The sequence below is a fragment of the Planomicrobium sp. MB-3u-38 genome (assembly GCF_002836425.1).
Taxonomy (GTDB): domain Bacteria; phylum Bacillota; class Bacilli; order Bacillales_A; family Planococcaceae; genus Planococcus; species Planococcus okeanokoites.
On the sequence record NZ_PJBO01000081.1, the window covers coordinates 140,503 to 153,520 of the forward strand.

Here is a 13,018-nt window from a genome sequence, read left to right on the forward strand (position 1 = left end):
TAATCGGTTTCAAATATTCTGCTGATTTTATTATAAAATTAAAATTGCGTAATAGCGAAGATTGCGCTTATTTGTCCCATGGAAATTGGTTGGAAGGATGAAAATGAACACAAAAACAAAACCGGCTGCACAAAGGATGTGCAGCCGGTTTCAGCTGATCGTTCATATTTTTAAAAGTCTCATTTTAAAAGTAAGGGTCAATTAAAATTTACGTTTACGCGCAGCTTCTGATTTTAGTTTGCGTTTCACGCTCGGCTTATCATAATACTCGCGCTTTCTAACCTCTTGCATTGTTCCGGATTTAGAAACAGTGCGTTTGAAGCGGCGAAGAGCATCTTCAATCGATTCGTTTTTACGAACGGTAGTTTTTGTCATCTCTTTTTCCCTCCCTCCGAACACACGTTGAAGCAAATAACAACAAGTGTTATATACCAAAAATTATATCGTATGTTCAAACCTGAGTCAACAGTTAATAATCAGAATCTGATTTCAATCCCTGCATGATCTGGACACCCGAGCTAGCGCCAATGCGGCTTGCCCCTGCATCGATCATCGCTTGGACATCTTCCAGGCTTCTGACACCGCCGGAAGCTTTCACTCCCAGTTCAGAGCCGACTGTTTCACGCATCAGCTTTACGTCAGCCACTGTAGCTCCACCAGTCGAGAATCCTGTAGAAGTCTTAACGAAATCAGCTCCGGCTTCTTTTGAAAGGAGTGATGCCAAAACTTTTTCTTCATCAGTCAACAAGCTTGCTTCAATAATCACTTTAACGATCGCTTTGCCTTTTGCAGCTTCCACAACCGCCTGAATATCATTTTTCACAAGTTCTGAATCACCGGATTTGATTGCGCCGATGTTAACCACCATATCGATTTCTTCAGCCCCTTTTGCAATCGCGTCTTTCGTTTCAAACGCTTTTGTTTCAGAAGTCGAAGCTCCTAACGGGAAACCGATGACCGTGCAGACTTTCACTTTGCTGTCCTTCAGTTCAGCAGCAGCTGTTTCTACATATGAAGGGTTAACGCAGACAGATGCAAATTCATATTCCGCCGCTTCCTTGCAAAGTTCAATCACCTGTTCTTTCGTGGATTCCGGTTTCAATAAAGTATGGTCGATATAAGATGCGATGTTTGACATGAAAATGCTCCGTTCTCAGATAGATTTAGTTAAAGAATTCCGCTGATGAAAATCGACGGATGTGCGTGACTTTATTGATTGGAGTTGATGGACCGCCTGGTCACTCGAATTCATAGGACATTGCGGACAATGCATAGAAAGGAGCGGTTTCCGTTCGCAGGATGCGTGGACCAAGTGAAGTGAACAACGCACCAGCGTTTTTCAGGCTGGAAACTTCTTTTTCGGATATACCGCCTTCAGGCCCAAAAACAATCAATATCGTACTTTTATCATACATGGTTTTTAAAATATCGGCAAACCGCGCCGGTGCTGATGCCCGAGCTTCTTCTTCGTACGCTACGATCACCGCGTCATAAGAGCCGGCTGCTTCCAGCAATTGCTTAAAGCTTTGGACGTTATGTATGACCGGCAAATGCGTACGATGTGACTGCTCAGCAGCTTCTTTAGCGATTTTCTGCAGACGGGAAATCTTTTTATCGCTTTTTCCGGCGTCCCATTTGACGATCGATCTTTCTGCCGCAAACGGAATCATCGCATACATGCCAAGTTCGGTGCATTTCTGTGCGATCAATTCCAGTTTATCGCCTTTGGGCAGCCCACAGGCAATGGTCACCTGCTTGGGCATTTCTACAACCGCTTCAACTTCCGTCTCCAGCCGCACTTCTACATCACGGTCTGCTGAAAGAATCGTGGCTGCATAGGCTTTGCCTTCCATTACCGCTATCAGGCTGTCACCGGCAGTTTGGCGCATAACTTTGGCGATGTGCTTTGCATCATCGCCAGTTATTACAGTTATGCGGTTTTCGGGAACTTTGCCATCAATAAAATATCGCTGCATCGTTGCACCCCGTTCATTCAGGTTTTTTTTGAAATGATCGTAACCCAGTCTTCCATCATCATAATATCCTCAATAACAAAGCCGGATCCTTCCAAAGCTTCCTTCACATCATTCTTCTTAGCAGAAATGATGCCGGAAGTTATATAATGGCCGCCTGGTTTCACCACTTTATAGGCATCATCCGTAAATGACATGATGATTTCCGCCAGGATATTCGCCACTACCACGTCGCCGGGTTCGTCAATCGTATCAACAAGATTGCCGCCTGCAACTGTTACTCTATCCTGCACTTTATTGAGCTTGACATTGATGCCCGCAGCTTTTACTGCGATATCGTCAAGATCCAGTGCATGAACTTCCCTGGCACCCAGCAGAGCTGCGCCGATAGCCAGAACGCCTGAACCGGTCCCGATGTCTATGACCCGTTCCCCGGTTTTCACCGTCTTCTCAAGCGCCTGCAGGCTCATGACTGTTGTCGGGTGCGTCCCGGTGCCAAATGCCATGCCCGGATCCAGTTCAATGATCAATTCGTCACTGGAAACAGGATTATAAGTTTCCCAAGTGGGCACAATCGTAAAACGCTGCGAAATTTTGACTGGATGGTAATACTTTTTCCAGGCAGTTGCCCACTCTTCTTCATTCACTTCGCTGATCGTCACCACATTAGCCCCGATATTAATATCAAAAGTGACCAGATTATTGACTGCCAGCTTGATCGCTTCTACGGTTTCGCCCAAAAAGCTGTTGACCGGCAAATAAGCTTTCAGGATGACGCCGTCTTTCGGAAAATCGTCAGCGTTAAGTGACCAGATCTCTCCGAATTGATCTTCTCTTTCTTTGGAAAAATCATCCGAATCTTCAATGACGACTCCGCTTGCACCGGCTTCGTGCAGAATATTCGAAACGGATTCGATCGCTTCGTTCGTTGTATGGATGGATAGTTCTGACCATTTCACGTGCAACCAGCTCCTTTAATCGCCTTTGATGGTTCGTTTGATTTTATCGAATAATGAACTTTCCTGTTCTTCCGGGATGTCTCCGCTGATTTCAGCGAATTCCCTTAACAATTGACGCTGTTTCTCGCTGAGTTTAGTCGGTGTTTTCACCCGGATCACAACGTGCTGATCTCCGATGCCATAACCGTGGACGTTTTTGACGCCCTTGCCTTTCAGACGGAATCTCGCTCCGCTTTGCGTACCGGCTGGAATTTTCAATTTCACTTTGCCATGCACCGTCGGCACTTCGATTTCATCGCCAAGAGCGGCCTGTGGATATGTCAGCCCCAATTCCAAATAGATATCGTCGCCTTCACGTTCAAATTCTTTATGCGGTTTCACGCGGAATACGACATAAAGATCTCCGGATGGCCCCCCATTGTAACCAGGGCCGCCTTGTCCGCTGACACGCAATTGCTGGCCGTCATCGACGCCTGCCGGAATGCTGACTTTGATTTTTTTGACTTTGCGCACTTTGCCTGCGCCTTTACATGTCGGGCATTTTTCTTCGATGATCTGCCCTGTGCCTTCACAGTGCTGGCAAGCTCTGCGGTTGACCATGCGTCCAAAAGGCGTATCCTGCGTCACGTTCAATTGGCCGGTACCTTCGCAGTATGGACACGTTTTTTTCTTCGAGCCCGGTTTTGCTCCAGAGCCGTCACACGTATCACAATTTTCCTCTTTCGGAATTTCAACTTCCGTTTCTTTTCCGAAAACTGCGTCCATGAAGTCGATAGTCATGGAATATTGAAGATCATCGCCTTTACGCGGCACATTCGGATCACGGCGTCTTGTGCCGCCGCCAAAGAATGTGCTGAAGATGTCGTCAAAACCGAAACCTTCCGCGCCGCCAAAACCGCCGCCGAATCCCTGGTTCGGATCCTGATGTCCGAATTGATCGTATTGCGCGCGTTTCTGTTCATCACTCAATACTTCATATGCTTCTTTCACTTCCTGGAATTTCTCAGATGCATTCGCTTCTTTATTGATATCCGGGTGAAATTGCTTCGATAACTTCCGGTAAGCTTTTTTGATTTCTTCCTTGGATGCTGTTTTCGAAACACCAAGCACCTCATAATAATCTCGCTTATTCATATGTCACTCTCCCTCTAACAATCACCGTTAATTGTACACGGTATCAATTGACCTTGCAAAGACATTGAAAAAGCCAAAGCATGTTGCTTTGCTTTGACTTTTCCGGGTCTTTCTTATTGCTTGTCTTTATCGTCGTTGACTTCTTCGAATTCTGCATCGACGATATCGTCGTTTCCGCCTGCTGCGCCTTCTTCGCCGCCTGCTGCCTGCTGAGCTGCTGCTGCCTGCTCATAAGCTTTCATCGCTAAGCCTTGAAGGATTTCGTTCAATTTGTCTTTCTTCTCACGAATGTCATCTGTGCTGTCGCTCTCTAGAGCTGCTTTCAACTCATCACGTGCTTCTTCTGCTTGTTTCTTCTCTTCTTCAGTTACTACTTCACCAAGATCGGCGATTGTTTTATCTGTTTGGAAAACAGCCTGGTCTGCTTCATTGCGAAGTTCAACTTCTTCTTTCACTTTCGCATCCGCTTCAGCGTTTTCTTCAGCTTCTTTGATCATGCGTTCGATTTCATCATCTGACAATGAAGTATTCGACTGGATTGTGATCGTTTGTTCTTTTTGAGTTCCAAGGTCTTTCGCTTTAACGCTTACGATACCGTTTTTATCGATGTCGAAAGTAACTTCGATTTGCGGTACACCGCGTGGTGCCGGTGGAATATCAGCCAATTGGAAACGGCCAAGCGTTTTGTTGGCTGCAGCCATCGGACGTTCACCCTGCAAAACATGGATATCAACAGCTGGCTGGTTGTCAGCGGCAGTCGAGAATGTCTGCGATTTTGAAGTCGGGATCGTCGTATTGCGTTCGATCAATTTCGTGAACACGCCGCCCATTGTTTCAATACCAAGCGACAATGGAGTCACGTCAAGAAGAACGACATCTTTAACGTCTCCAGTCAATACGCCGCCTTGTACAGCTGCGCCCATTGCTACTACTTCATCCGGGTTTACGCCTTTATGCGGGTCTTTGCCTGTTTCTTTCTTAACAGCTTCCTGTACTGCCGGGATACGTGTTGATCCCCCTACAAGAATTACACGGTCAAGTTCAGAAGCAGAAATTCCTGCGTCTTTCAATGCCTGGCGAGTTGGTCCCATTGTGCGTTCAACCAATGAAGAAGTCAGCTCGTCGAATTTCGCGCGGCTCATTGTCACTTCAAGGTGAAGCGGGCCAGATTCGCCGGCAGTGATGAACGGCAATGAAATTTGTGTTGAAGATACGCCGGAAAGATCTTTTTTCGCTTTTTCAGCTGCATCTTTCAAACGTTGAGTCGCCATTTTGTCTTTTGAAAGGTCGATGCCGTTCTCTTTTTTGAATTCCTGCACAAGATAATCGATGATCACTTTATCGAAATCATCGCCGCCAAGACGGTTGTCGCCGGCAGTCGATTTTACTTCGAATACTCCGTCGCCAAGTTCAAGGATGGATACGTCAAACGTACCGCCGCCAAGGTCATAAACAAGGATCGTTTCATCTGTTTCCATTTTATCCAGACCGTATGCAAGTGCTGCAGCTGTCGGTTCGTTGATGATGCGTTCCACTTCAAGACCTGCAATACGGCCAGCGTCTTTTGTAGCCTGGCGTTCAGCATCATTGAAATAAGCCGGTACTGTGATAACCGCTCTTGAAACTTTCTCACCAAGATATTCTTCTGCATAGCCTTTAATGTATTGAAGGATCATTGCTGAAACTTCCTGCGGCGTATATTCTTTGCCTTCTGCAGTCACTTTTTCCTGTGTACCCATCAAACGTTTAACAGACTGGATCGTGTTCGGATTCGTGATTGACTGGCGTTTTGCTACTTCACCGACCTGGCGCTCACCGTTTTTGAAAGCTACTACAGATGGTGTCGTACGGTTGCCTTCCGGGTTTGGGATGATTTTCGGTTCGCCGCCTTCAAGAACTGCGACCGCTGAATTTGTTGTTCCTAAGTCAATACCGATAATTTTACTCATTTGAATTCCTCCATTTAACTTTTATTCGTTTTAGCTATTATTCGTTTACTTTAACCATTGCCGGACGAAGGACTCTGCCTTTAAGGGTATACCCCTTCTGCAATTCCTGTAACACTGTGCCCGGTTCTGCATCGTCATCTTTTTCCTGCATCACTGCCTGGTGGAAATTCGGATCGAATGGTTCGCCGACAGCAGTGATTTCTTCGAGGCCTTCACGCTTCACAGCTTCAAGCAAGGATTTTTGAACCATTTCGACACCTTTCATGATAGAAACGGCATCTTCGCTTTTGGCTTCCACGGCCAAAGCGCGTTCAAAATTATCAAGTACCGGCAGAAGATCTGTCAGCAAGGACTGCGAACGGAATTTCGCTGAAATTTCACGGTCTTTCTGCGTACGGCGTTTGAAATTGTCGTAATCCGCCAGTAAACGCAAATATTTGTTCTGTTCAGCTTCCAGTTCATCTTTCAAAACGGAAACTTCATCTTCGCCTTCAGTTTCATTGGATTCATCATCGCGGCTTTCAACTGCCTCTTCAGATTCCTCTTTCAATGAAACAGTCGTCTTTTCGGCGTTTTCATCTGACTGCTTGCCTGTTGGCGTTTCTTCAATGTCTGCTGCAGTTTCTTCCTCATTTGCTAGAGGTTTTTTTTCATTAGACAAAATGATGTTCCTCCTTTATTTCCGAAATATTCGAGTCAGCTCTTTGGAGAGATCGCCGCTCAATGTATCAAGCAATGAGACGATCCTCTTATAATCCATCCTTTTCGGGCCGACGATGGCGATCGAGCCGGTCTGTTCTTCGCCGATATCGTAGGACACCGTAATAACAGAACAGTCTTCCATTGCCGACAGCGCGTTTTCCGATCCGATCCGGATGTGCAGCCCCTGGTTGCCGACTGGAATGATCATCGGAATATGCTCCGATTCCTCCATGACATCCATCAGACTCCTGATCTTATGAAGATCATGGAAATCCGGCTGATTCAGGATATTCAGCTTACCGCCGTAGTAGACATTCTTTTCCCGCGGAAGTATGACTGCTTGCCTGAAAGTCGTAAACAATTCACCATAACGCTCCATATGCTGTTTCATGACCATCATCGTTTCCTGCTCGAGCCGCGTATGAAGGTCATAGAGCGAGACGCCTACAAGGCGTTCGTTCAAAATATTGACCATTTTTTCAATTTCGGATGGATTCAAGCCTTCCGGTATCGGAAAGACCCGATTTTCGACATGGCCGGAATCCGTCACAATGATTGCGACTGCGGAATTGGTAGTCAGCGGCACAATCGACAATTTCTTGACGATGTGCCGGCGGACATCCGGTCCCAGCAGGATTGATGTGTAATTCGTCAGTTCAGACAAAATCATTGCAGACCGTTTGATCACTTCTTCGGTCTCGCTGATTTTATCTTCGAAGATGGAACGTAATTGGATGATATCTTCCTTCGGAAGCGGACGGGGGGTCAGTAAATGATCCACGTAATAGCGATAGCCTCGTTCAGATGGAATCCGGCCGGAAGAAGTATGGGTTTTCTCAAGGAACCCCATTCCTTCCAGGTCGGCCATTTCATTCCGGATTGTCGCCGAACTGAAGGAAATTCCGGATTTTTTGGCTAATTGGTTTGATCCTACCGGCTGCGCTGATTGAATATAATCATCCACCGTCACTTTTAAAATGAGCAGTTGCCGTTCTGTTAACATGATCATCACCTCTGTTAGCACTCTTATAGTGCGAGTGCTAAGACTACACTAAAATTACCAAATTCCTTTTCCCTTGTCAACGATTGCGCATTTATCTAATTTAAATTAAATATTTATCTTTGATACACCGCTTCGGCGCTTTGGACAGTGCGAAGATTATGCTCCTGCGCACTGCTCGTCGCAAAGGAGGCGCTAAAGCGCTCCTTGCCTCCCGCAATAAGCCGAGAAGAGCACTCGTCTTATTGCTCCGGTCGGCATTCGCCTTCTCCTGAGCCGCGCCGGCGCTAGAGAGATCTTTAGAGAATATGGAGCAAAACAGCGAAGACGCCATGGGGACCAAGCGAAGTGTTGAGATCCACTCGGGCGAAGTGAAATGAGTCCGAGTTAGCTCAGCGCAAGCCCCCAGGCAAGCGAAGCTGTTTTGCGGAATATCGGTTCCTAGAAATTATTAATTCATCTTCTCTACTTTTTTATGCCAGCAAAAATTGCTCGAATACGTTATTGCCGATGAAACGGCCCTTCTTCGTCAATTTGACTCGGCCTTTTTCAATAGTCAAATTTTCGCTGTCAATTTCTTTCTTCAGAATTTCGCCATATACAGTTTCCATGCCGATTCCGAATTTCGTTTCAAAGTGTTCAAGTGACACACCGTCAGTTTTTCGGAGGCCAAGGAACATCTCTTCTTCCATCTGCTCTTTCTTCGGAACTTCATGCGAATTCAAAATCGGACGCTCGCCCGAATCCAATGGCTCCATATATTTTTTCAGAGGACCATGGTTCGAATAGCGGATGCCCTGGACATATCCATGTGCACCGGCTCCAGCTCCGATATATTCCTCGTTGTCCCAGTACAGCAAGTTATGGCGTGATTCCATCCCTTCACGCGCAAAATTCGAAATTTCATATTGCAATAAACCTCGCTGATTCATTTCAGTCATCAGCTTCTCATACATATCAGCTTCAAGGTCTTCGGTCACCGTATTCAGTTTCCCTTTGGTCATCAAATTATAGAAAACCGTCTTCGGCTCAATAATCAATGAGTACGCCGAGAAATGCGGCAAGTCGAAAGCAAACGCCTGTTCAAGCGTATCTTCCCATTGTTTCATCGTCTGCCCTGGCAGACCGTACATCAAATCAAAACTGATATTCGTGAAGCCGACTTTGCGGGCGTCTTCAACTGCTCTTGCAACATCTCCATTACTATGGGTGCGGCCAAGGCGCTTCAATAAATCCTCATCGAAAGACTGGACACCCATGCTCAGTCGGTTGACTCCCCCTTTGAAGAGCACCTGCATTTTCTCAAATGTCAATTCATCAGGGTTTGCTTCAGATGTCCATTCGACATCGCTAGTCATCGGCACGTATTCATGGATATAGCCAAGCAATTTCTCCAGCTGACGAGGTTCCAATGATGTCGGAGTACCGCCGCCGAGAAAAATCGTTTCCAGCGGCTGATCGAGTGCTCCCTGCTGTTTCCATAGGGAAAGCTCTTTCCCGAGTGAATCGATATAGGCATCGACCGGCTGGTCTTTGAAAAAGACTTTATTGAAATCACAGTAAAAACAGATCTGGTGGCAGAATGGAATATGGATATACAATCCCTTTACCATGTTATTCCTCTTTTCTAATAGGAAAAGGAGGCTGAAAACACCGCCTCCTCCTTACGTTTATTTTGATTGGTCGTCCATTTTTAATATCGCCATGAAAGCTTCCTGCGGCACTTCAACAGAACCGACTTGTTTCATGCGCTTCTTGCCTTCTTTTTGCTTATCAAGAAGTTTGCGTTTACGTGAAATATCGCCGCCGTAACATTTAGCCAAAACGTTTTTGCGCATTGCGCTGATTGTCTGGCGGGCAACGATCTTCTGGCCGATTGCAGCCTGGATCGGTACTTCAAATTGCTGTCTCGGAATCAGCGTCTTTAATTTGTCGACGATGACTTTGCCGCGTTCATAAGCGAAATCACGGTGGACGATGAAACTTAATGCATCGACCTGCTCCGAATTCAAGAGGATATCCATTTTCACAAGTTTTGATTCTTTATAGCCGATCAATTCGTAATCGAAAGAGGCATAGCCTTTCGTGCCCGATTTCAATTGATCAAAGAAATCATAGACGATTTCTGCAAGCGGCAGTTCATAGATGATGCTGACGCGAGAATTGTCCAGATAATCCATGGTCATGAAATTACCGCGTTTTTTCTGGCATATTTCCATAACAGCGCCGACATAATCATTCGGCACCATAATTGTCGCTTTTACATAAGGTTCTTCCACATAGCTGATCTTTTGAGGATCCGGCATCATTGCGGGGTTATCGATTTTCAGGATTTCTTCATCTGTCATGTGCACATTATAGATAACACTCGGGGCAGTCGTGATCAAATCGATATTGAATTCACGTTCAATCCGTTCCTGGATGATCTCCATGTGCAATAAACCGAGGAAACCGCAGCGATAGCCGAAGCCGAGTGCCTGGGATGATTCCGGTTCAAATTGCAAAGCCGCATCATTCAATTCCAATTTTTCAAGTGCATCACGCAAGTCATTATATTTTGAGGTGTCGATCGGATAAAGTCCGCAGTATACCATCGGGTTCAAGCGACGGTAACCGGGCAATGCTTCAGCTGCCGGATTTCTCGCGTGGGTGATCGTATCACCTACAGGCGCATCCCCCACATTTTTGATGGCAGCAGTCAGGTAGCCTACGTCACCGACTGTCAATTCTTCGCGAAGTGTTGCTCTCGGCGTGAATACGCCAGCTTCAATCACTTCGAACTCTTTATCGCTGGACATCATTTTAATCTTATCGCCTGGTTTGACAGTTCCTTCGACAATTCTTACATAGGAAACGATTCCCCGGTAAGGATCGTACAGCGAATCAAAAATCATCGCTTTTAAAGGCGCACTCGGGTCGCCGGTCGGAGCCGGCACTTTTTCAACAATCTGCTCTAAGATCTCTTCGATTCCGATGCCCGCTTTCGCAGAAGCAAGAACCGCGTCTGATGCGTCAAGACCGATGACATCTTCCACTTCCTGGCGCACGCGCTCAGGATCAGCTGCAGGCAAATCGATTTTATTGATGACCGGCAGAATTTCCAGATCATTGTCCAACGCCAAATAAACATTCGCCAATGTCTGGGCTTCGATGCCCTGTGCTGCGTCCACTACCAGAACAGCGCCTTCACAGGCAGCTAGGCTGCGGGAAACTTCATAAGTGAAATCGACGTGCCCCGGTGTATCGATTAAATGCATGATATAAGTTTCGCCGTCTTTTGCTGTGTAATTCAACTGGACAGCGTTTAATTTGATCGTAATGCCGCGTTCCCGTTCCAAATCCATGGAATCCAGCAGCTGCTCTTTCATCTCCCTTGCGGTAAGGGCGTTCGTTCTCTCCAATATACGGTCGGCAAGCGTAGATTTTCCGTGATCGATATGGGCGATGATCGAAAAATTACGTATTTTGCTTTGACGCGCTAATCTCTGTTCTTGGTTCATGGTCCACACTCCTATACAAACTACTATGAATTATAGCAGTACCATGGCTATTGGGCAATGAAAGCACCGGAAATGATTTCTGTGTCAAGGAAAACTTCTTTGCACGTATCTATTGCATTCCGTTCCCTGGTTTGATAAAATAACTCATGTTGTATAGAGACATAAAAGAGTTGAGGTGTTTCCACCTCTTTCCCTATTTGTCTAGGAGGTGAAAGATATGCCAAACATTAAATCTGCGATCAAACGTGTGAGAACGAACGAGTCTAAAAACGCTCAAAACACGCAAGCTAAATCAGCAATGCGTTCATCTTTGAAAAAAGCTGAGCAAGCTTTGACAAACAATGACGAAAACGCAAACGCTAAGGTTAAAGCTGCGATTAAACAAGTGGAAAAAGCGGCTTCAAAAGGCTTAATCCATAAAAACACTGCAGCCCGCCAAAAATCTCGCTTGATGAAACAAGCGTAAAAATGTAAAAAGCCGGTTCCTTTTAAAGGAGCCGGCTTTTTTTATGTTGGTTTATGTTGTTTTAATAATTGATATTCCGCAAAACAGCTCCGCTTTCCTGGCTGCTTGCGCCAAGCTAACTCGGACTCGTTACACTTCGCCCGAGTGGATCTTGTCACTTCGCTTGGTCGCCTGGGAGTCTTCGCTGTTTTGCTCCATATCTTAAAGATTCTCTTAGCAAAGGCAAGTCCCCAGCAGTGAAGCTGCATTTTTATTATTTATTAAGTTCAACTAAGATAATTTTTATGAATCGCTTCAGCTGTTCTTCGCACCGCGCTTCATCAGGAAGAATTCAAGTACGCGTTCACGGTTGCCGCTTACGGTTTTTAATTGCAGGTCGATATCTGCCAAATCACCCAACACTTCCAGCAGGCGCTGTTCAGAAATTTGCTGGCGTTTCTCGACAAGCAGTTTCACCCTGTACGGATGAGCTTTTAATTGCTTGGAGATCTGCTGCGCGTGATAGCCCTTCTTTTGAAGATAATAGACGTGGACCATGAACCGGATCTGTGAAGCCAGCAGCGCAGCAAGTGCGACAGGCTCCTCCTTCTGCCTGAGCAGATCATAATAGACGCTCAGCGCTGTGCTGATATTGCCGTCCAGATAAGCCTGCAGCATTTTGAATGCATCCTGTTCGAGTGTACGGGCAGTCATCTGCTCCACCAATTCTTCGGTTATTTCACCCTCCGCTCCAAGATAAAGCGACATCTTTTCGACTTCAGATGACAGCAGCGTAAGATTGGTGCCGGCCATTTCCACCAGTTTGCGGACTGCATTTCTGCTGATTTCCTTGCCGAACGATTTCGCTTCATGCGATAACCACGATTCCAGATCATTTGCCTGCAGCGGTTTCGCTTCGACGACAACGGCATGCTGCTTCATCAGCTTGACCACTTTTTTACGTTCATCCAATTTTTCGTATGGCGCAACAAAAACGGTAACTGAACTGGAAGGTGGATTTTCAAGCCACGCTTCAAGAATCTTCATATCATGATTTATCTTTTCCTTGCCGCGCTCAGCTGCTTTCAAAAAAGAAGCGTTTTTTGCGATGATCAGTTTGCGGTCACTGAAAAAAGGAATGGTGTCTGCTTCGTCGATGGCGTGGTCGACCGGCACTTCATCCATGTCAAAGAACGACAATTCCAGTTCTCCCGCCTGTGTCAGACTTGCCTTCAATAAATCCAGGGTTTTTTCTATGAAATAACTTTCATTGCCTACAATGAGATAGACGGGATCAATCTGCCCGCTGCGTATCGATTTCCAAATTGATGTGATCATTATTCCGCCTCCTTCTTA

Annotated in this window: 12 protein-coding genes; 1 reads left to right on the top strand and 11 read right to left on the bottom strand. The window is 46.0% G+C overall.

Features of this window, described 5'->3' with window-relative positions; all coding sequences use genetic code 11:
* Positions 1-201: 201 nt before the first annotated feature.
* The 10 genes from rpsU to lepA all read right to left on the bottom strand — a co-directional run bounded on the left by rpsU (position 202) and on the right by lepA (position 11,217).
* Positions 202-375, bottom strand: a complete 174-nt coding sequence (rpsU, locus tag CXF70_RS17600) for a 30S ribosomal protein S21 (RefSeq protein ID WP_008431605.1) — start codon at positions 373-375, stop codon at positions 202-204.
* A 94-nt stretch (positions 376-469) separates the two neighbouring features.
* Positions 470-1,138, bottom strand: coding sequence for a deoxyribose-phosphate aldolase (gene deoC / locus CXF70_RS17605; RefSeq protein ID WP_101803719.1), 669 nt, complete (start codon positions 1,136-1,138; stop codon positions 470-472).
* A gap of 100 nt (positions 1,139-1,238) precedes the next feature.
* Complete coding sequence (locus tag CXF70_RS17610; protein ID WP_101803720.1) at positions 1,239-1,976, bottom strand: 16S rRNA (uracil(1498)-N(3))-methyltransferase; 738 nt, start codon at positions 1,974-1,976, stop codon at positions 1,239-1,241.
* Positions 1,977-1,993: 17 nt separating this feature from the next.
* Positions 1,994-2,932 carry a 50S ribosomal protein L11 methyltransferase gene (gene prmA / locus CXF70_RS17615; RefSeq protein WP_101803721.1) on the bottom strand — a complete coding sequence of 313 codons (939 nt, stop codon included), beginning with the start codon at positions 2,930-2,932 and terminating at the stop codon, positions 1,994-1,996.
* Positions 2,933-2,947: 15 nt separating this feature from the next.
* Positions 2,948-4,066, bottom strand: a complete 1,119-nt coding sequence (gene dnaJ, locus CXF70_RS17620) for a molecular chaperone DnaJ (RefSeq protein ID WP_101803722.1) — start codon at positions 4,064-4,066, stop codon at positions 2,948-2,950.
* Between the two features lie 113 nt (positions 4,067-4,179).
* Entirely contained in the window at positions 4,180-6,015 is a 1,836-nt protein-coding gene (dnaK, locus tag CXF70_RS17625; protein WP_101803723.1) for a molecular chaperone DnaK, read from the bottom strand.
* A gap of 37 nt (positions 6,016-6,052) precedes the next feature.
* Complete coding sequence (grpE, locus tag CXF70_RS17630) at positions 6,053-6,676, bottom strand: nucleotide exchange factor GrpE (RefSeq protein WP_101803724.1); 624 nt, start codon at positions 6,674-6,676, stop codon at positions 6,053-6,055.
* A 15-nt stretch (positions 6,677-6,691) separates the two neighbouring features.
* Positions 6,692-7,720, bottom strand: a complete 1,029-nt coding sequence (gene hrcA / locus CXF70_RS17635; RefSeq protein ID WP_084246169.1) for a heat-inducible transcriptional repressor HrcA — start codon at positions 7,718-7,720, stop codon at positions 6,692-6,694.
* Positions 7,721-8,190: 470 nt separating this feature from the next.
* Entirely contained in the window at positions 8,191-9,330 is a 1,140-nt protein-coding gene (hemW, locus tag CXF70_RS17640; protein ID WP_101803725.1) for a radical SAM family heme chaperone HemW, read from the bottom strand.
* 57 nt (positions 9,331-9,387) lie between these two features.
* On the bottom strand, positions 9,388-11,217 hold the full coding sequence (gene lepA, locus CXF70_RS17645; protein ID WP_084246173.1) for a translation elongation factor 4: 1,830 nt from the start codon (positions 11,215-11,217) through the stop codon (positions 9,388-9,390).
* Positions 11,218-11,434: 217 nt separating this feature from the next.
* On the opposite strand from lepA, the gene rpsT reads away from it, so the two are divergent.
* On the top strand, positions 11,435-11,683 hold the full coding sequence (gene rpsT / locus CXF70_RS17650) for a 30S ribosomal protein S20 (protein ID WP_084246175.1): 249 nt from the start codon (positions 11,435-11,437) through the stop codon (positions 11,681-11,683).
* A gap of 294 nt (positions 11,684-11,977) precedes the next feature.
* Here the strand turns inward: rpsT and holA are convergent, their stop codons facing one another.
* A complete protein-coding gene (gene holA, locus CXF70_RS17655) occupies positions 11,978-13,000 on the bottom strand; it encodes a DNA polymerase III subunit delta (RefSeq protein WP_084246177.1) in 1,023 nt (340 codons plus the stop codon).
* Positions 13,001-13,018: the final 18 nt, after the last annotated feature.

Bases quoted from the DNA above. Each gene is read 5' to 3' on its own strand.
- rpsU (WP_008431605.1), bottom strand. From the start codon at position 375: ATGACAAAAACTACCGTTCGTAAAAACGAATCGATTGAAGATGCTCTT.
- holA (WP_084246177.1), bottom strand. From the start codon at position 13,000: ATGATCACATCAATTTGGAAATCGATACGCAGCGGGCAGATTGATCCC.
- dnaK (WP_101803723.1), bottom strand. From the start codon at position 6,015: ATGAGTAAAATTATCGGTATTGACTTAGGAACAACAAATTCAGCGGTC.
- dnaJ (WP_101803722.1), bottom strand. From the start codon at position 4,066: ATGAATAAGCGAGATTATTATGAGGTGCTTGGTGTTTCGAAAACAGCA.
- lepA (WP_084246173.1), bottom strand. From the start codon at position 11,217: ATGAACCAAGAACAGAGATTAGCGCGTCAAAGCAAAATACGTAATTTT.
- rpsT (WP_084246175.1), top strand. From the start codon at position 11,435: ATGCCAAACATTAAATCTGCGATCAAACGTGTGAGAACGAACGAGTCT.
- hemW (WP_101803725.1), bottom strand. From the start codon at position 9,330: ATGGTAAAGGGATTGTATATCCATATTCCATTCTGCCACCAGATCTGT.
- hrcA (WP_084246169.1), bottom strand. From the start codon at position 7,720: ATGTTAACAGAACGGCAACTGCTCATTTTAAAAGTGACGGTGGATGAT.
- CXF70_RS17610 (WP_101803720.1), bottom strand. From the start codon at position 1,976: ATGCAGCGATATTTTATTGATGGCAAAGTTCCCGAAAACCGCATAACT.
- deoC (WP_101803719.1), bottom strand. From the start codon at position 1,138: ATGTCAAACATCGCATCTTATATCGACCATACTTTATTGAAACCGGAA.